Origin of the sequence: Lysobacter capsici (assembly GCF_018732085.1) — a bacterium.
Classification (GTDB): Bacteria; Pseudomonadota; Gammaproteobacteria; order Xanthomonadales; family Xanthomonadaceae; genus Lysobacter; species Lysobacter capsici_A.
The window spans coordinates 2,514,252-2,532,486 of sequence record NZ_CP076103.1 but is presented as its reverse complement, the minus strand read 5'-3'; the positions used below and the strand labels follow the sequence as shown (position 1 = coordinate 2,532,486).

Genomic DNA, 18,235 nt, shown 5'->3' with positions numbered 1-18,235 from the left:
CGCGGCTCAGTCCACGCGCAGCGCCTGCATCGGGTCCGAGCGCGCCACCCGCAACGCCGGCAGCGCGGTGGCCACGGCCGCGGCGAGCGCCAACACCAGCGCCACCGCCAGCATCGCCAGCGGATCGGCCGCGCCGACGCCGAACAGGAAACGCCGGATCACCCGCGCCGCCAGCAGCGCGGCGATCAAGCCCGCACCCAGGCCAATCGCGACCTGCAGCGCGCTGTCGCGGAACACCAGCGCCAGCAGACGGCGCGCACTGGCGCCGAGCGCGGCACGCACGCCGTACTCGTGACGGCGCGCGGCCACGTTGACCGACAGCACCGCGTACAGCCCGATGCAGGCCAGCGACAGCGCGAGCAGCGAGAACAACCCGACCAGCAGCAACTGCAGCCGGCTCTCGCCCATCGTTTCATCGACCACCGAGCGCATCGAACGGATATCGCCGATGGGTTGCAGCAGCGCGGCCTCGGCCACCGCCTTGCGCAGCATCGGCTCCAGGTTCGCCACCTGTCCGTGGGTGCGCACCGCGTAGTTCAACGGGCCGAACTCGCGCATCGTGTTCCACAGCTTGGGCGGCATCTGCGCCAGCGGCACGTACACGATCGGCGGCGCCGGTTCGGCCGGCCCGAACTGGCGCACATCGCCGACCACGCCGACCACGCGCATCGTCGGCATCGCGTTGCCGTCGCCGCGGCCCATGCGCAGGGTCTGCCCTAACGGATCGCCCTTGAGATACGCGCTGGCGAACGCGGCGCTGACCACGCACACCGGTTCGGCGCCGTGGCTGTCGCGCGCGTCGAACACGCGTCCGGCGCTGCTGGCGATGGCGAACAACGCGAAGTAATCGCCGTCGACCGGGCGGTACTGCGGCTGGATCGAACGTCCGTCGGCCAAGGTCGCCGGCAGATTGAGCTGCGAGCCCAGCGGCAGGTTGCCGGTCACCGCGACCCGCTGCACGCCCGGCAACGCGCGCAGGCGATCGAGCACCGCGCGCGTCTGCGCGTTGACCGCGTCGATGTCGGTGTAGATGCGCCGCACCGGCGCCAGCTTGAAGGTCTCCACCGAAGTCGCGTCGAACCCCAGCGGCACCGAATTCAATTCGTACAGGCTGCGCATGAACAAGCTGGCGATCACCAACAGCAAGGCCGCCAGCGCCACCTGCACGATCACCAACACCCGCCCCAGGCGCCCGGCATGCCGGCTCAATCCGGAGCGGCCGCCGCCGACCAGTTCGGCGCTGAGGCTGCGCACGCGGCCGCGCCACACGCCCAGCGCGGCCGCGAGCAAGGCCACCAGCACACCGATCGCCAACGCGAACCAGCCGCCGGCCGCGACCAGCGCGATGCGTCCGCCCGGCAACCACTGCGGCGGCACCGAGCCGGCCAGCAGCCGCAAGCCGGCCCAGGCCAACGCGATCCCGGCCACGCTGCCGCAGGCGCCGATCAACAACGCTTCGGCGAACGCCGGCATCGCCAGGCGCAGGCCCGTCGCGCCCAGCGCCGCGCGCACCGCGCTGTCGTGGGTGCGCACGATCGAACGCTGGATCACCAGGTTGGTCAAGTTGATCGCGGCGATCGCCAGCACGCACAGGGCCGCGGCGAAGAACAGCCACAAGGTCGCGCCGGTGGCGCCGGTGTAGAACTCGCGCAGCGGCATGGCGATGTAGCGCTGGCGCGACAGATGCTGGTACGCCTCGGGCGGCATGCCCGAGCGCAGATCGCCGATCAGAGCATGGATGCGCGCGTCGATGCGCGCATTCAAACCCGCGGCCGGGCCGCGCAGGCGCGCGATCGCGTACTGGTTGGTGTCCATGTCCTGGCTCGCGGGCGCGAGCCGCATCGGCACCAGCAGATCGAAGTCCTCGACCCAGGCGAAATCCTTCGGCAGCACGCCGATGATCCGCGCCGGCTTGCCTTCCAGCACGATCGAGCGGCCGAGCACGTTCGCATCGCCGCCGAACTGGGCGATCCAGAAACCATGGCCGATCACCACCACCCGATCGCCTTCGGGGCGATCCTCGGCATCGCTGAAATTGCGGCCCAGCGCCATGCGCACGCCGAGCGTTTCGAGAAATCCGTGGTCGGCCAGCAACAACGGGCTGACCAGCAGCGCATCGTCGCGCACGACATTGACGTTGCGCACGAACGAGGACGCGATGCCGCTGGCGGAGAATTCCGGCAGTTCGCGCAGGCTGCGCTGGATCGCCGGCGCGGCGACCACGCTGCCTTCGTAGTCCATGCCGATCGCCAGCAACTGCTGCGGCTGGGCGAACGGCAGCGGCCGCAGTAAACCTTGATAGAGCAGCGAGAATACCGCGCAACTGGCGGCCACGCCCAAGGCCAGGGTCAGCGCCGCGACCAGCAGATAGCCCGGCTTGCGCAGCAGATTGCGCCACGCGCGCAGCCATTCGCCCAGGATCAGCATCGCGGCCATGCTCAAAGCGCTTCCGCGTTGTCGGACTGGATGCGGCCGTCGAGCATGCGCACCACGCGCCCGGCGCGCGCGGCGAAACTCGGATCGTGGCTGACCATGCACAAGGTCGAACCGCCGCGATGCAGGTCTTCGAGCAGGCCCATGACTGCCTCGCCGTTGTGGCTGTCGAGGTTGCCGGTGGGTTCGTCGGCGAGCAGGATCGCCGGCTCGCCGACCAGCGCGCGCGCCACCGCCACGCGCTGCTGCTGGCCGCCGGACAACTGCCCCGGGTAATGCCGCGCGCGATGCGCCATGCCGACGCGTTCGAGCGCCTCGCTCACGCGGCGGCGACGCTCGTCGCGGCCGATCGCGCTGCGGTAGGTCAACGGCAGTTCGACGTTTTCCTCCACGCTCAGATCGGCGATCAGGTTGAACGACTGGAAGATGAAACCGATCTCGTCGTTGCGGATCTGTGCGCGCGCCGCGCGACCGAGCCCGGCGACATCGCGGCCGTTGAGCCAGTATTCGCCGCCGCTGGGCGCATCGAGCAGGCCGAGGATCGACAGTAGGGTCGATTTGCCGCAGCCCGACGGCCCGGTGATGGCGACGAAATCGCCGCGCGCGATCTCCAGCGACACCGCCGCCAAGGCATGGGTGCGCACTTCGTCGGTGTCGAAAACCTTGTCCAGGCCGCGCAGCCGGATCAGCGGCGCGGCGACCGCGGCGGCGTGTACGGCCGATGCCTCGCCGGCCGCGGCGGCGCCGTCGCCTTGAAGCGTCTGGAAACTGGCTGCTGCGTTCATGCGCGCTCCGTAGTGATCAACGCACCTTGAGGGTGTCGTAGCGGTCCCACTGGCTGGTTTCGGAAAGAATCACCTGATCGCCCGGGCGCAGGCCCGAACGCACTTCGATGCGATCGCCCGACGCGCGGCCGTAGGCGACCTGCACGCGCCGCGCCACGTCGCTGCCGGCCGCCAGCACGAACACGCGCGAGCCGGACTGCGGCGTCGCGCTCGCGGCCCGGCCGATGCTCAGCACGTCGTGCAGGCGCGCCAGCACGATGCGGCCGTCGACCGACAAGTCCGGCCGCGCGCCCGAGGGCAGCGGCCGCGCGAAACCGACGTCGACGGTGACCCGGCCTTCCTTCACCGCCGGGTCGATGCGGGTGATCCGGCCCTCGGCCACGCCGTTGTGGGTATCGACCTGCACCGGCAGGTCCAGGCTCAGGTCCTTGGCCTGCACCTCCGGCACCTGCAGGCGCGCGATCAACACTTCCTGCCGCGCCACCCGCGCCAGGCTGGTGCCGAGCGGAACCTGCTGCCCGGGTTCGACATCCATCTGCTGCAGGATGCCGTCGATGCCGGCGCGCACTTCCAGCGCGGCCACGTCCTGTCGCGCCAGTTCGAACGCGCTGGCGACTTCGTCGCGCTTGGCCTGCGCGGCGCGCATCTGCGCATCGAAGTTCTGCCGCGCCGCGGCGGCGCGGCGTTTTTCCACCGCGACCAGATTGCCGTCCTGGACCAGGGTGATCTGGCTCTGCCGCAGTTCCATTTTCGACGAAGCCCCGGCGGCCTCGGCGCGAGCCTGCGCTTCGGTCTTGGCCTTGCTGATCTGATAGACCGACTCGGCCTTGGTCAGGGTCGCTTCCTGATCGAGCAACTGCGACTGCAAGGCGGTGCGCTGGGCGGCGACATCGGCGTCGGCGCCGGCCAGCGACGCGCGGGCTTTTTCCAGCGCGGCCATCGCGGCCGGATTGCCGAGCCGCAGGATCAAGGTGTCCACGCCCACTCGCGCGCCGGGAAGCACCAGCACTTCCTGCACGGTTCCGGCGGTCGCCGCGGTGATCCAGCGCACGTCGCGCGGCACCAGGGTGCCGGTGGCGCGGATCTCATGGACCATGTCGCCGCGCGTGGCCGCGTCGATCCACAGGTCCGAACGCTGCGCGCTCGGCATCGCTTCGCCCAGGCCCATCAGCGCCGCGCTGACCGCGACCAGGGCCACGCTGCCGCCGGCCAGCCACCAGCCGCTGCGTTTGCGCATGAATCCGGCTTTTTTCGGTTTGATCACATCCATGACGCTTACTCCACCATGGTCGAGCGGGGAATCGGGAGTCGGGAATCGGGAATCGAAAAAGCAGTTCGCGTCGGGGCCGGCTGTTCCGACTCCCGATTCCCCATTCCCGATTCCCGGCCCGTCGAGGCCACCGGCTCGGCCACCGGCTGCGGGTTCTGACGTGTATGCAACGCGACCGCCAGGCCATGGTCGCGAGCGATGAATTCGGCGTAGCTGGGACGTTCGACGATGCGTCCGTGCTCCAGCACCAGGATCACGTCGGCATTGCGCACGGTGGCCTGGCGGTGCGCGACCACGAAGGTCGTGCGCTCGCGCTTGAGCCGTTCGATCGCCTGCTGGATCAGCGCCTCGGCCGCGCCGTCGACCGCCGAGGTGGCCTCGTCCAGCAACAGGATCGGCGCGTCCTTGAGCAGCGCGCGGGCGATCGAGATGCGTTGGCGCTGACCGCCGCTGAGCTGCAGCCCGCGTTCGCCGATCTGGGTGTCGTAGCCCTCGCGCAGACGCTCGATGAACTCGTGCGCGTGCGCGGCGCGCGCGGCGGCCTCGACCTCCTCGTCGCTGGCGTCGAGGCGGCCGTAGCGGATGTTCTCGCGCACGCTGGTGCCGAACAGGAACACGTCCTGCGAGACCATCGCCACCGACTGGCGCAATGATTCGAGCGTGTAGTCGCGCACGTCGCGGCCGTTGATCCGCACCGCGCCCGCGCCGACGTCGTACAGGCGCGGAATCAACCGCACCAGGGTCGACTTGCCGGCGCCGCTGTGGCCGACCAGGGCCACGGTCTGGCCGGGCTCGGCGCGCAACTCGATGCCGTGCAGCACCGGTTCCTCGGCGCGGTAGGCGAAGTCGACGCCGTCGAACTCGACCACCGCGCTGTGCGTGCGCAGTTCCACCGCATCGGCGCGTTCGCGCAGGCTCGGTTCGATGTCGAGGATCTCGAACACCCGCTTGGACGCGCCGGCCGCCTGGCTGAAGCTGGAATACTGCTGCGACAAGGTGACGATGCTTTGGGTGATGTTCTGCGAATACAGCAAGAACGCGACCAGGCTGCCGGCGCTGAGCTCTCCGGCCATCACCTGCAGGCCGCCGTACCAGAAGATGGCGATGGTCGAGCTCGCGGTGAGCAGGGAAATCAGCGCATTGAAGAAGGCATCGGTGCGGCGCGCGCTCAGCACCACCGCCAGGTAGCGATTCATGCCGCTGCGATAGCGCTGGGCCTCGCGCGGCGCGCGCGCGTAGGCCTTGATCAGCTCGATCCCGGTCAGCGATTCCTGGGCGATGGTGGTCGAATGGGCCAGCTCGTCCTGGATCTTCGCCGACAACCGGCGCAGCACCGGACCGAAACTGCGCGTGACCACGGTGGTGAGCGGCGTCACCGCCAGCACCAGCAGGCCCATGCGCCAGTTCATGCCCAGCATCACCACCGCCGCGCCGATGAACTGGAACAGGTTGATGACCACGTACACCGACAGATTGGCGACGATGTTGCGCACCGCGGCGACATCGTTGCCCAGCCGCGACAGCAGATCGCCGATGCGCTGCTGGATGTGATAGTCCAGGCCCAGCGTATGCAGGTGCTCGAACACCTGGACGCGCAGCGCGGCGACCACCTGGTCGCCGACCAGTTGCAGGCGGAACTGGCCGATGAAGCTGAACACCGCGCGCAACACGAAGATGCCGAGCAAGGCCAGCGTGACCAGGTGGATGGTCGTGGTGTCGCGCTCAGCCAGCATCTGGTCGAACAATCGCTTGATCCCCAGCGGCAGCAGCAGCCCGATCGCGGTGGCGAGCATGATCAGCACCAGCGACAGCGCGATCGGCCCGGCGTACGGCCGGGCGAAGGCGTAGATTCGCCTCGCCTGCGCGCTCAGCTCCAGCCCGTCCTCGCCCGCCTTTGCGCTCATCGGTACGCGCACCCCGCGGTTCGTGCCATCGGCGCCGGCCTCACGACAAGGCCTCGTACGCCGGCTCCGGACGATCCTGCGGCGACCAGTCCGGCAGCAGGTCGTCGAGCATGAACGAGGCGCCGTCGCGCTTGCGATAGCGGTCCATCACCAACGCCACACCCGCGCCGCCGGTGCCGAAGTCGCAACTGATCCGGGTCAGCGATTCGCCCGGAAACGCCAGCCCGCCCTCGCGTTCGACCGGGAACAGCATCGCGCCGGCCAGCAACCGCCGCGTCGCCGCCATCGCCATCGCTTCCCAGCGCGGGAAGCGCGCCATGTCCAGGTACATTTCCGCGATTCCGGCGATGCCGAAGAAATACCCGGGAAAGATCGTGTACTTGCGGTCGCATTCGATATGGATGTGCTCCATCGGCTCGGCATAGTCCGCCTCGCCGGTCGCATGCCAGTAGCGCAGCAACACCCGGCCGATGCCGGAACTGCCCCAGCGCCAGTACGGGGTGAAGGTCGCGGTGCGGTCGCGCGCGCGCCAGGTCAGGCCGCCTTCGACGTTGCGCACGGATTTGTGCATGACCCATTCCATGGCCTGCCGCCCGGTCGCCAGGAAGCGCTCCTCGCCGGTGGCGTAATGCAGATACAGCAGGAACAGCGCGATCCCCGCCGCGCCGTGCGCCAGGCTCGACGACACGCCCTCGGGCGCATTCCAGAAACAACCGGGAAACAGTTCGGGATCGACCTCGCGGCTTTCGATCAGGAAATTGCCGACCTTGCGCGCCGCCTCCAGATACGCCTGGTCGCCGGTCTCGCGGAAGAACCGCAGTTGCGCCATGCCCCACCCCGATGCGCCGTCGAACAACGTCGGCGAATTCCACAGCAAACGATGATCGCGGGTGTGTTCCATGGCCTCGATCGCTTCCTCGCGCAGCCCCAGTTCCAGCATCGACCAGGCGATGCCGGCCAGCCCGGTGTACAGGCCCGGCGAATAGGTGCGCCCCTTGAGGTTGAGGTTCTGCGTGCGGATCCATTCGATCACCCGCGGGTCCAAGGTGCCGCGCGCGCGCTGCATCACATAGGCCACGCCGCAGGCGCCGTGGGCGATGCTGAGCGGATTGGTGTCGAACACCATCGCATCGGCCGGATACAACCGGTCGCTGCGTTCGAAATCGGCGACCGAGTCGGCGTAGCCCAGGATGCGCTCGATGGTCTGGTCCAGGTCGATCCGGTCCAGTTCGTAGGTGCCGATGTTGGGTTCGCGCGGCTCGTGATCGACCGACAGCACCTCGATCACATGCTCCATGCCCGGCCGCTGTTCTTCATCGGGATGCAGCAGCGCCAGGATCAGTTCGGCCAGATCGTCGGGCAGATCGAAATCGCGGCGGCACGCGTCGATGTAGCGCCGGTGCGCATCGCGATCGAGCACCAGCAGCGAATTCATCGGGAACAGGCCGGCCATCATCAGCCCGCCGATCGAATAATAATCGTCGCGCTTGGTCGACATGCCGCGATCGGCCGCCTGCTGGGTCGAAAAGCCCGGGGTCATCAGATGGGTGGGCAGATCGATGCCTTCCTCGTAAGCGCCCTCGAAGTCGATCAGCTTCAGCGTCGGATACTGGTCGTCGCCGTCGCGCATGAACACCATCACGTTGGCCATCGACAGATCGCTGAAGACGATGTTGCGGTCGTGCAGCGCCTTGACCATCTTCGCCAGCTCGATGAACAGATGGCGATAACGGCGGTAGTACTCGCGCGCGTACTCGGCGGTGGGCCGGGTGCGCAACAGCAGGCCGATCTGCAGCAGATGGCCGCGCAAGGTGTGGCTGCCCTCCAGGTATTCCTCGACCAGGTAGGCGTGTTCCCAGTCGAGGAAGAAATCCAGCGGCTTGGGCGCGATCTCCAGATCCGCGATCAGGCCGAGCAGACGGTGCTCCTTCTTGAGCAACTGCATCGCATCCAGGCCGCGCGCGGAGACGTTGGTGTAGGGCCGGCCTTCCTTGATCACGACCTGGCGCTCGCCGTGGCGGTCCCAAGCCAGGTACACACTGCCCGGATTGCTCGAGGCCAGCACCTCGCGCACTTCATAGCGTCCCTTGCACAAGGTGCCGTCCTCGCCTTCGTCGGCGGTCGCCGCGGCGGGCTCCTCGAACGGGTCCTGCACGCCGTCGGGCAGATGGAAGAACGGCGTGCGCTCGTCGTCGATGTAATTGCCGTCCTGATCCTGGATCACATGCACGGTGCGGCCGCTGACGTCCAGGCGCTTGACCGGCAACAGACCGCCATAGCGGTAATGCACGATCCGGCTGTCCTTGTAGCGACGATCCGACAGGATGTACGGCCCCCAGTAACCGATGGTCGCCCGGTGCAGATCCTCCAGCAGTTCGGCGCAGTGCTCGGTGCTGGTGGGATAGACGGTGATGAACTTTCCGGCCGCGCCGCGCGACCAGCGCTTGCCGTTGGACAGGTGCAGCAAGGTGCGGTCGACCAGGAATTTGAAGGTGACCCGGCGCTCGATCATCATCCGGGCCACGGTCATCAGGATCGCCGGCGAATGCGCGGGCGTGGCCGACAGATGGATCTTCCAGCCCTGCGCCGGAATCTGCGCGCCTTCGTAGTTGCAGCCCCACCAGACATTGTGCTGGTCGATCCGCCAGTCGGACGGAAGCAGACGCTGCACCTGCGCGTGGTAGTCGCCCATCAGGGGTTGATAGCGCGACATGGGTTCGTAGAACTCCTTGCTCGCCATCGAGAACAGCTGTTTGTCCTGTATCAGCAGCTCGCCCATGCCCCATCCCCTGGTTGATTGATTGTCCGCGCGCGCTGTCGCGATCCATCATCGCGACGAGCGATATTGGTTGCCTGCTCGAAAACCACGCGCTGCCCGAACACGCGACAGATCGCGCGACGCTGTTCGCCTCGTCAGCGGCATTGCATCAATTGGAGCCCGGGGAGGCGTTACCTCCCCGGGGCTCCGACCACGACTCAGACCGCGATGGTCACTTCACCGCTGCACAGGCAGCCGCCGTTGCTGCTGGTCGAACAGTTGCAGCCGGCGAAGCTGCTGGTGCTGTCGGCGGCGGCGCCGTCGCTCGGATCGGCGCTGACGGCGAGTTTCTGCAGGTTCAAGATGCGGTTCATGGGTCTATCCTCCTTGAGATCATCGATTGAAGGACGCAGCGATTGCGTCCCCGCGTGATCCCGCCCGCCTCCGTCCTGGAAGCGTGCAGGCGTGCCGGCTCCGGCGCGCGCTCAGTCCCGGCGTGCGTTGCATCAAGCGCCGGAGCGCTCGACTTCTCCCCCGGCTGTCCATGGCCGGCGAATTTCATGCACGTGGATCCACACGAGTCTCTTCGCTCGGCCGCCTTATCCGGCCGGAGCGAGGAAACCGCATAAAAAAGCCCCGATTTCAGACCCGGGGCCGCGTTCGTTGGGACACAGGGGACATGACGCAGAGCGCACGACAGCACGCGCGGCGCGAAAGCGCGCACGCACACTGCAGGCTCGGCGGAATCGCCGGTTCAGGCGCATCGAGCGCGATAGAAAAAGAAACGAGCGCGTCCATAGAACGAGTGATCCCTACTCGCCGTCCTTATCGACGCCGCATCACGGCGCCGCCCCTGTAGCGAGTCGCTCTGATCGCTGCATCGCACAAACAAACGCGGCCTTCGGCCTGTTTGCATGTGCGAGCGAATCACCTCGCCGTGAAGCATTCAAGCACGCACAAACACACGCATCTGCGACATCGGCAACAATTTCGGCAATGAATCGAGAACTGGCCTGCACATTGCAAAACGCATTCGAGCGCGAACGGCGCGAACGGCGAAACCTCATCGCATCGCAGGCGGTGTCGCGCGAAAGTTAAATACGCTGACTGACGCGAACCACGGATCGAACATCGCGACACCGACACCATTTCTATAGAGAGCGCACGATAAGGACGCGTGTTCATTCAGCGCCAGTCGATCCGCGAGCGTGACGTGCCGCAGCTGATCGTGTTGCGTGCACGCAACGCCAGCGGCAACGAGATCGACCGCCATCCCGCGCGGACCGCATACACGGCCACCCTCGCGTCCCGCATGCCCGCGCCGCCTCGGCGCGCTCAGGCCTGCGAACGCAGCCAATCGAGCAACTGCGCGGCGTCGGACTCCGGCGCGATCGGCGCCGGCGACAGCAGGTGATACGCGCTGCCGTCGGCGACGAAACCGAACGGCGCGTCGAGCAGGCCGGCATCGATCTCGTCGCGCACCAACTGCCACGGCCCGATCGCCACGCCGACTCCGGCCGAGGCCGCCTGCAAACTGAAGTAGAAATGTTCGAAGCGCTGCGAAGGCGCTTCGGGCAGGCCGCGGCCGCTCGCGCGCGCCCAGTCGCTCCATGCGCTCGGCCGCGTCGCGCTGTGCAATCGCGTCGCATGCGCGCGCAGGCGCAGGCGCGAGCCGGCGCCGCTCACGGCCTGGGCGCGCGCGCGCGGGCTGCATACCGGGCCGATGCGTTCTTCGAACAGGAACTGCGCATGCACCCGCGCATCGCGTTCGAAATCGTCGCGCCGGATCGCCAGATCGACCTCGCCGAAACCGACCGGCCCGCCGCCGGCCACCAGTTGCAGCGCGATCCGCGGATGCAGGGCATGAAACGACGGCAGCCGCGGGATCAGCCAACGCATCAGCAAGGTCGGCTCGCACGACAGCACCAGCACCGGCGAGCGCGACGTGCTGCGCAGCTCCTGCACGGCCGCGGCGAGTCCATCGAAGGCCGACGCCGCCGCATCGCGCAACCTCGCCCCGGCCGCGGTCAGATGCACGCGCTGGTTGCGACGTTCGAACAAGGCCACGCCGAGCGTGTCTTCGAGCGAACGCACCGCGCGGCTGATCGCGCCGTGGGTCAGGTGCAGTTCTTCGGCGGCGCGGGTGAAGCTGCCCAGGCGCGCGGCAGCCTCGAAGCAGCGCAAGCCGCCCAGCGGCGGCAACGCAGCCCGGATCGATCGTGAATTTTGCTCACCATTGTCGTGACTATTCATCGTTTGCCGCCCTGCCCGCAGGCAACTAATTTAGCGCTTATCCTCCGATCCGCGACGAACCGCCCATGCAGGAACTGTTAGCCGTATTCACCATCACCGTACTGGCCGTGATCAGCCCCGGGCCGGACTTCGCGATGGTGTCGCGCAACAGCCTGCTGCGTTCGCGCCGCGCCGGCCTGTTGACCGCGCTCGGCATCGGCCTGGGCGTGTGGGTGCATGTGGCCTACACCCTGCTCGGGGTCGGGCTGGTGATCCAGCAATCGCTGCGCCTGTACGCAGCGCTCAAGATCGTCGGCGCGCTGTACCTGATCTACCTGGGCTGGAAAATGCTGCGCGCGCCGGCGGCCGACGCGGCGGCGACCGATGCCGACACCGCGGAGCTGTCGGATTTCGCCGCATTGCGCACCGGTTTCCTGACCAACGCCTTGAACCCGAAATGCACGGTGTTCATCGTCAGCCTGTTCCTGCAGGTGGTGCAGCCGAGCACGCCGCTGGCGGTGCGAATCGGCTACGGCGCGTTCGTATCCGCGACCCACGTGTTTTGGTTCGGCCTGGTGGCCTTGCTGTTCTCGGGCGGCCCGCTGAAGACGCGATTGCTGGGCGCGCGCCGCTGGATCGACCGCGCGTTCGGCGCGGTGCTGATCGGGTTCGGCGGGTTGTTGGCGGGGTCTGCGCTCAAACGCTGAGATCGGTACTGTGGCGATGGTCGTCGGCGCTTGCATCGCGATCGCCGACCATCGGATGGCGCAACGCCATCAGGCCAAAAAGCCACGCACGTACTCGCCATACGCCTCGCCGAGCGGCAATTCGAGATTACGGCTCAGCCGCCTTCGTTGCGCGGTGACCGCTTCACCGGTCCTGGGATGCAACGCAGGCTTGTTGTAATCCTCCCAATGGATCGCCGTACCGCGCTTCTGCCAGGCCGGCAGGTCGTTGAACTGGATGCCGTGCTGAAACAGCAGCTCGTTCTTGCCGGCGGTGGACAGGCCGAGCAAGGCCTGGGTCGCGGCCTGCGCGCTGTCGCCGCGCTTGCGCAGCAGCCAATAGCAATGCGCGCTGAGCGCATTGCGATGGGCGTCCTCATGGCGCCAACGAAAATACTCGACCACGCTCGCCGCTGAAGGCAATTGCGACACCCGCGCATCGAACACGCCCACGCCGCCCAGACCTAGACTAAATTTGGCGCTGGCCTCGCCGGCCAATACCGAGATCAGCTTGCGGGTCTTACGGCCAAAGCTGTTGTCGTCCTGGCGCAGCAGCAGCGAGATTTCATCGCTCTGGGTATAGCCGTACACCGCGTTGACGCCGCCGCACTCCATCAGGTGGGTCACGGTGTCGAGCATCAGGTCGCGAAAACGTGGGTCGAACGGTGCTTCGAACGGCCAGGTTTCCTTGGTCAGACGGGTGAAGTTCTTGCCGTCCAGGCGCACCACGATATGCAGGCCCGGCAGTACGCAGTGATCGTGAGCGGTTTCGTAGATACGCATGCGCGCATCGAGATTTTCGAACTTCATCGCGCGCCTTCACTTTCAGATTCATAGTCGGTCACGATACAGCCGCCATCGCGTACCCGCACTGTGTGGAGCTGTTCGAAACCTTCCGCCCAGGCGGGCGGTTGCAATCGTTTCAAGGTCGCGCGTATCGCGACCTCCGACACCCTCGCCTTGCCCTCGCGCTGCGCGTTGCGCGACAGCAACTCGTCGTAGGGCACGTCGAAGTAATAACCTCGCACCGCGAAACCATGCTCGCGGGCCTGGGCGATGTAGGCGGCGCGTTCGTCGCAGGTCGGGTTGGTGTTGTCGACCACGAAGCGCTGCTTCATCTCGAAACAGGCGCGCAGCAACAGCCGTTCGCGATGACGGGTCTTGAGCATGTCCAGATTGACCCGCAGATGGGTGGCGAAGAATCGGTCGAGATAAAAACGCGACTTACCCGCGCCCTGGGCGCCGATGAACAGAACTATTTCCATGTCGCACCCGCCCGCCCCTGATCGTGTGACGACTGTAGCCGAGCCTGGCCGGGTGGCGCGACCGCCTAATCCGCCTCGGCCGCCGCCTCGCGCCCCTGCTGCCGGATCAGCGCTTCCTCGCGCGCGTCGTTGATCGCGTGGCGCACGCTGTCGAGGTCCACCGCCGATTCGTCATGCGCGAACACGCCGGTCAATTCGCTGTCCGGGTGCAGATCGCCGGCGACGAACAATGCCCACATTTCCTCGCCGTACCAGGTATCGAGCAGTTCCGGCGCCCATGCGCCCAGGCTGGCGGTGAGGTTGTTGACGTCGCGCAGCAGCATCGTGCGCGCGGCGTTGTTGCCGGCCGCGCTGACCACCTGCGGGAAATCGATGATGACCGGGCCGTCCGGCGCGACCAGCACGTTGTATTCGGACAGATCGCCGTGGATCAGGCCCACGCACAGCATCTTGACCACCTGGCGCACCAGGAAACGGTGGAAGCCGCGCGCCTGGTCCGGCGCCAGCTCGACCTCGCCCAGGCGCGGCGCGGAATGGCCGTCGGCGTCGGTGACCAGTTCCATCACCAGCACGCCGTGGAAATAGCCGTGCGGCTCGGGCACGCGCACGCCGGCCTCGCGCAACTGGTACAGCGCGTCGACCTCGGTGTTCTTCCACGCGGTTTCCTGCTGCTTGCGTCCGTACTTGGTGGCCTTGCCGATCGCGCGCGCCTCGCGGCTGCCGCGCACCTTGCGCCCTTCCTGGTACTGCACGCGCTGCTGGAAGCTGCGCTGGGCCATGTCCTTGTAAACCTTGGCGCAGCGGATCTCGTCGCCGCAGCGCACGACATACACCGCGGCTTCCTTGCCGCTCTTGAGCGGGCGCATCACTTCGTCGATCACGCCGTCGTCGATCAGCGCCTGCAAACCGGGTGGAGTCTTCATATCGTCCTGTGAGTGAAGCCGTCGCCGGTTGCGGGGGATTTCCGGCGCGACAGGCGTATATCTTTACACTTGCCGCTTCCCACATCGACTTTCCTCATGTCCGAACCCGCCCGACTCGACAAATGCCTGGCCGAATTGATCGGTTGTTCACGCGCGCAGGCCCAGCAATACATCGAGGGCGGCTGGGTCCGGGTCGACGGCAAGGTGGTCGAGGAGCCGCAGGCGCCGATCGTGGCCCAGCGGGTCGAATTGGACCCGGATGCGCGGGCCGAGCCCGCCGAGCCGGCCACCATGCTGCTACACAAGCCGGCCGGATTGCCGCTGAATGAGAGCGCACGGCTGGTCGTTCCGGTCAACCACACGCAAGGCGATATGTCCGAGGTGCGCCTGCTCAAGCGCCATTTCCAGCACCTGGCCCCGCTGATGGCGCTCGATGCCGACGCCAGCGGGCTGGTGGTGCTGACCCAGGACCCGCGCGTCCGGCGCAGGCTGAACGAGGATTACGCCCAGCTCGAACAGGAGTTCGTGGTCGAGATCAGCGGTCAGCTCGCGCCGTACGGGCTCAAGAAGCTCGCCCACGGCCTGAGCTATCGCGGCCGCCCGCTGCCGCCGTGCAAGGTCAGCTGGCAGAACGAGACGCGGCTGCGGTTCGCGGTCAAGAACGTGCAGCCGGGCCAGTTGCGGCATGTCTGCGCCGAGGTCGGGCTGGAGGTGACCTCGACCAGACGCCTGCGTATCGGCCGCATCCCACTAAGCAAGATGCCGGTCGGCGAATGGCGCTATCTGCCGGTCGGTGAACGTTTCTGACGCCGATCCGCCGGGGCCGTCGCGCCCCGCCCCTCGCGCCTTGTGCGTCCGCGCGCGCATTCGCCGGTGGCAGGCACTAAACTGCCGGCCATCGCCCAGTGACGAGGTAATCGAGTTGATCATTCAGCCCAAGGTTCGCGGCTTCATTTGCACCACCACGCATCCGCTCGGCTGCGAACTCAATGTGCGCGATCAGATCAACGCCACGGTCGCCCGCGGCGTGCGCGCCGACGGCCCGAAGAAGGTGCTGGTGATCGGCGCGTCCAGCGGCTACGGCCTGGCCGCGCGCATCAGCGCCGCGTTCGGTTTCGGCGCCGACACCCTGGGCGTGTTCTTCGAAAAGCCCGGCACCGACAAGAAACCCGGCACCGCCGGCTGGTACAACTCGGCCGCGTTCGACAAGTTCGCCAAGGCCAAGGGTCTTTACAGCAAGTCGATCAACGGCGATGCGTTCTCCGATGAAGCGCGCGCCCAGGTGATCGAACTGATCAAGAACGAAATGGGCGGCCAGGTCGACCTGATCGTCTACTCGCTGGCCTCGCCGGTACGCAAGCTGCCCGGCGGCGGCGAACTCAAGCGCTCGGCGCTCAAGACCATCGGCGAGCCCTACACCTCGACCGCGATCGATACCAACAAGGACACCATCATCCAGGCCACGGTCGAACCGGCGACGCAGCAGGAAATCGAAGACACCGTCACGGTGATGGGCGGCCAGGACTGGGAGCTGTGGATCGATGCGCTCGAACGCGCCGACGCGCTCGCGCCGGGCGCGCGCACGGTCGCCTTCAGCTACATCGGCACCGAAATCACCTGGCCGATCTACTGGCACGGCGCGCTCGGCAAGGCCAAGGTCGATCTTGACCAGACCGCGCAGCGGCTCGATGCGCGTCTGGGCCAGAAGCTCGGCGGCGGCGCCAATGTCGCGGTGCTCAAGTCGGTGGTCACCCAGGCCAGCTCGGCGATTCCGGTGATGCCGCTGTACATCTCGCTGGTGTTCAAGGTGATGAAGGAAAAAGGCCTGCACGAAGGTCCGATCGACCAACTCGATCGCCTATTGCGCGAGCGCATGTACCGCCAGGACGGCCAGTCGCCGGAAACCGATTCGGAAAATCGCCTGCGCCTGGACGACTGGGAACTGCGCGAGGACGTGCAGAGCGAATGCAAGGCGCTGTGGCCGCAGGTCACCACCGAGACCTTGTTCCAGCTCACCGACTACGCGAGCTACAAGCACGAGTTCCTCAAGCTGTTCGGCTTCGAGCGCGACGATGTCGATTACAGCGCCGAGGTCGATCCCGAGGTCACGTTCGACTGCATCGAGCTGTAAGCCGCGCATCGACCTTCCGGCACCCTGCTACCGCGGGGTGCCGGAGTTGGTTTGGCGGCGCCTTTTTCGTCCGCCACTTCTCTACGTGCTGCTACACGCCGCGACCGCCAGTCGCCGCCGCATCGCCGCGACGACTCGCGCACGGATCGCGCGCGCCTCACGCCATCGAATGCACGCCGATCAGGTTGCCCTCGGTGTCGGTCAGCAAGGCCGCGAAGCCGTACTCGCCGAGCGCGAACTTGTCCTTGCTCACCTTGCCGCCGTGCGCGACCGCGCGGCCGGCCTCGACCGCGCAATCGGCGGACATGAAATACACGATCGTGCCGCTGCCGCCGACCGGCGCGCCCTGCATGTGCACCAGCGCGCCCGAGGCGCCGTGGCTCTGGTCCATCGCGCCGGGGAACGCCCACAGTTCCGAGTCCGGATCGGGACTTTCGAGCTTCTCCAGCTTGAGCGCGAATACGCCCTCGTAGAACGCACGGGCGCGCGCGATGTCGTGGACGTAAATCTCGAACCAGCCTACCGGCTTGACCTGCATGGCCTTTCTCCTTGACGGGTGGGAATCGGGGAAACCGCGTGGTCTCCATCAATACGACGATCGAGGGGCGACCGAATCGACACGACTGCGAAAAAACTTCGCGTCGACACGGCGGTCAGAACCCGCACCACGCCAGGCCCCGCTCATTGCAAGCAGGCGATTGCACGATTGGGCGGCGGTGCATTCGAAGCCGATTCGAAGCCGAGCCGACGCCGCGCCAGCCCGCCGGGACGCCGAATCCGGGCGCTACAAGGCATCGACGATCCGCTGCCGGCCGCTTACCTCAGCGACGCCAAGCAACGGCAACCCAAACTCAGCTCGTGAACGTCGGACTCATCCCGAGACTCGCGACACGTCCTGCACCGCCGCTCGACCCAACTCACCAATATTCACTCTACAACGCGAGTCACGTCGCGCGATCCAGCCGCTTCCTAAGCTGGCGACGGCGATGCGCAGCGCAGTCGCGCACCGCACGCAACTCGGGCGCGTCGCCCGCACGGCCGTCGCCCCGCGATCGCCGCGCGGACCGTGCGCGCAGGAAGATCCATCCCTTCGTCAAGGAGACCTCGCATGAACCGCATCATCGCCACCGTGTGCCTGTTCGTTCTGACCGCGGTTTGCAGCACCGGTGCACTGAGCAAGCAGGAGTTTGTCCGCCAGCAGGGCGGCGCCTGCGGCGAGGACTCGAAGATCATCGCCACCTGCGCCGCGGGCCTGACCTGCAAGAACGGTTATTGCGAGCAGAAAAGCTACCTGTCCCCGGCCTCGGCGAGTTGCCGCGAGATCATGATCAAGGCCGGCGTCATCGGCGCGCGCGAGACCGTCCCGGTGCATGACGGCTTTTGCTACAAGCACTGCGACGGCATGTACGAACGCGCGATGGCCGCCAGCGAAGTCACCACCCGCCTGCTGCTGCGCGCCTCGGCCGGCTCGCAGGCGTTCGCGGACGAATTCGCGAAACTGTCCGACTCCGAAAAAGCCGTGTTCAAGGCCGCCGAAGACAAATGCGACTCGTGCGGCAAGCAATGCACGATTGGGGCGGGGTTCCTGGGGCGTGGCGGCTATTGAACGAAGCGTGGAATACGGATCTGCACAAGATCACGATCCAGGCGCCGCATTACGATGACGCTGGAAGTCTGAGAATTGGCGGAGAGAGTGGCCGAACGGGCCAGCCCATGTTGATCCGCAACGTTCCGCAAAACCGCTGAAAAAGCCAAAAAAACTTACAATTTCGCTCAGATTGTTCCGCAACGTTCCGCTACAATCCGCCA

Annotated in this window: 15 protein-coding genes; 4 read left to right on the top strand and 11 right to left on the bottom strand. The window is 66.8% G+C overall.

From position 1 onward, the window contains the following. Window positions 1–6 precede the first annotated feature (6 nt). The 7 genes from KME82_RS10640 to KME82_RS10610 all read right to left on the bottom strand — a co-directional run bounded on the left by KME82_RS10640 (window position 7) and on the right by KME82_RS10610 (window position 11,403). The gene (locus KME82_RS10640; protein WP_215498476.1) at window positions 7–2,436 is read right to left on the bottom strand and encodes an ABC transporter permease; all 2,430 of its coding nucleotides are present in this window, start codon (window positions 2,434–2,436) and stop codon (window positions 7–9) included. 2 nt (window positions 2,437–2,438) lie between these two features. After that, on the bottom strand, window positions 2,439–3,218 hold the full coding sequence (locus KME82_RS10635) for an ABC transporter ATP-binding protein (RefSeq protein WP_215498475.1): 780 nt from the start codon (window positions 3,216–3,218) through the stop codon (window positions 2,439–2,441). Between the two features lie 16 nt (window positions 3,219–3,234). Then, window positions 3,235–4,488 (bottom strand): efflux RND transporter periplasmic adaptor subunit, encoded by a 1,254-nt coding sequence (locus tag KME82_RS10630; protein ID WP_215498474.1) that lies wholly within the window; start codon window positions 4,486–4,488, stop codon window positions 3,235–3,237. Window positions 4,489–4,493: 5 nt separating this feature from the next. Continuing rightward, window positions 4,494–6,392: an ABC transporter ATP-binding protein gene (locus tag KME82_RS10625; RefSeq protein WP_215498473.1), complete on the bottom strand. Its 1,899-nt coding sequence runs from the start codon at window positions 6,390–6,392 to the stop codon at window positions 4,494–4,496. Window positions 6,393–6,432: 40 nt separating this feature from the next. Then, window positions 6,433–9,171: a class III lanthionine synthetase LanKC gene (gene lanKC / locus KME82_RS10620; protein WP_215498472.1), complete on the bottom strand. Its 2,739-nt coding sequence runs from the start codon at window positions 9,169–9,171 to the stop codon at window positions 6,433–6,435. Window positions 9,172–9,368: 197 nt separating this feature from the next. Further along, window positions 9,369–9,524 carry a class III lanthipeptide gene (locus KME82_RS10615; RefSeq protein ID WP_157753924.1) on the bottom strand — a complete coding sequence of 52 codons (156 nt, stop codon included), beginning with the start codon at window positions 9,522–9,524 and terminating at the stop codon, window positions 9,369–9,371. Between the two features lie 961 nt (window positions 9,525–10,485). Then, entirely contained in the window at window positions 10,486–11,403 is a 918-nt protein-coding gene (locus KME82_RS10610; RefSeq protein WP_215498471.1) for a LysR substrate-binding domain-containing protein, read from the bottom strand. 65 nt (window positions 11,404–11,468) lie between these two features. Between KME82_RS10610 and KME82_RS10605 the strand changes: the two genes are divergently transcribed. After that, window positions 11,469–12,089, top strand: a complete 621-nt coding sequence (locus tag KME82_RS10605; RefSeq protein ID WP_215498470.1) for a LysE family translocator — start codon at window positions 11,469–11,471, stop codon at window positions 12,087–12,089. Between the two features lie 69 nt (window positions 12,090–12,158). Here KME82_RS10605 and KME82_RS10600 read toward each other — a convergent pair whose 3' ends face one another. The 3 genes from KME82_RS10600 to KME82_RS10590 form a co-directional block, all read right to left on the bottom strand. Continuing rightward, window positions 12,159–12,917, bottom strand: coding sequence for a tRNA(His) guanylyltransferase Thg1 family protein (locus tag KME82_RS10600; protein WP_215498469.1), 759 nt, complete (start codon window positions 12,915–12,917; stop codon window positions 12,159–12,161). Further along, window positions 12,914–13,372 (bottom strand): AAA family ATPase, encoded by a 459-nt coding sequence (locus tag KME82_RS10595; protein WP_215498468.1) that lies wholly within the window; start codon window positions 13,370–13,372, stop codon window positions 12,914–12,916. Before KME82_RS10595 ends, KME82_RS10600 begins: the two co-directional genes overlap by 4 nt. Window positions 13,373–13,437: 65 nt before the next feature. Next, window positions 13,438–14,295 carry a PA4780 family RIO1-like protein kinase gene (locus tag KME82_RS10590; protein WP_215498467.1) on the bottom strand — a complete coding sequence of 286 codons (858 nt, stop codon included), beginning with the start codon at window positions 14,293–14,295 and terminating at the stop codon, window positions 13,438–13,440. A 96-nt stretch (window positions 14,296–14,391) separates the two neighbouring features. On the opposite strand from KME82_RS10590, the gene KME82_RS10585 reads away from it, so the two are divergent. Together KME82_RS10585 and fabV are read left to right on the top strand one after the other, a co-directional pair. Next, window positions 14,392–15,102: an rRNA pseudouridine synthase gene (locus tag KME82_RS10585; RefSeq protein ID WP_215498466.1), complete on the top strand. Its 711-nt coding sequence runs from the start codon at window positions 14,392–14,394 to the stop codon at window positions 15,100–15,102. A 115-nt stretch (window positions 15,103–15,217) separates the two neighbouring features. Beyond that, window positions 15,218–16,426 (top strand): enoyl-ACP reductase FabV, encoded by a 1,209-nt coding sequence (gene fabV, locus KME82_RS10580; protein ID WP_215498465.1) that lies wholly within the window; start codon window positions 15,218–15,220, stop codon window positions 16,424–16,426. 157 nt (window positions 16,427–16,583) lie between these two features. Here fabV and KME82_RS10575 read toward each other — a convergent pair whose 3' ends face one another. Next, the gene (locus KME82_RS10575; protein WP_215498464.1) at window positions 16,584–16,964 is read right to left on the bottom strand and encodes a VOC family protein; all 381 of its coding nucleotides are present in this window, start codon (window positions 16,962–16,964) and stop codon (window positions 16,584–16,586) included. A 570-nt stretch (window positions 16,965–17,534) separates the two neighbouring features. Between KME82_RS10575 and KME82_RS10570 the strand changes: the two genes are divergently transcribed. Then, on the top strand, window positions 17,535–18,032 hold the full coding sequence (locus tag KME82_RS10570; RefSeq protein WP_215498463.1) for a hypothetical protein: 498 nt from the start codon (window positions 17,535–17,537) through the stop codon (window positions 18,030–18,032). Window positions 18,033–18,235 lie beyond the last annotated feature (203 nt).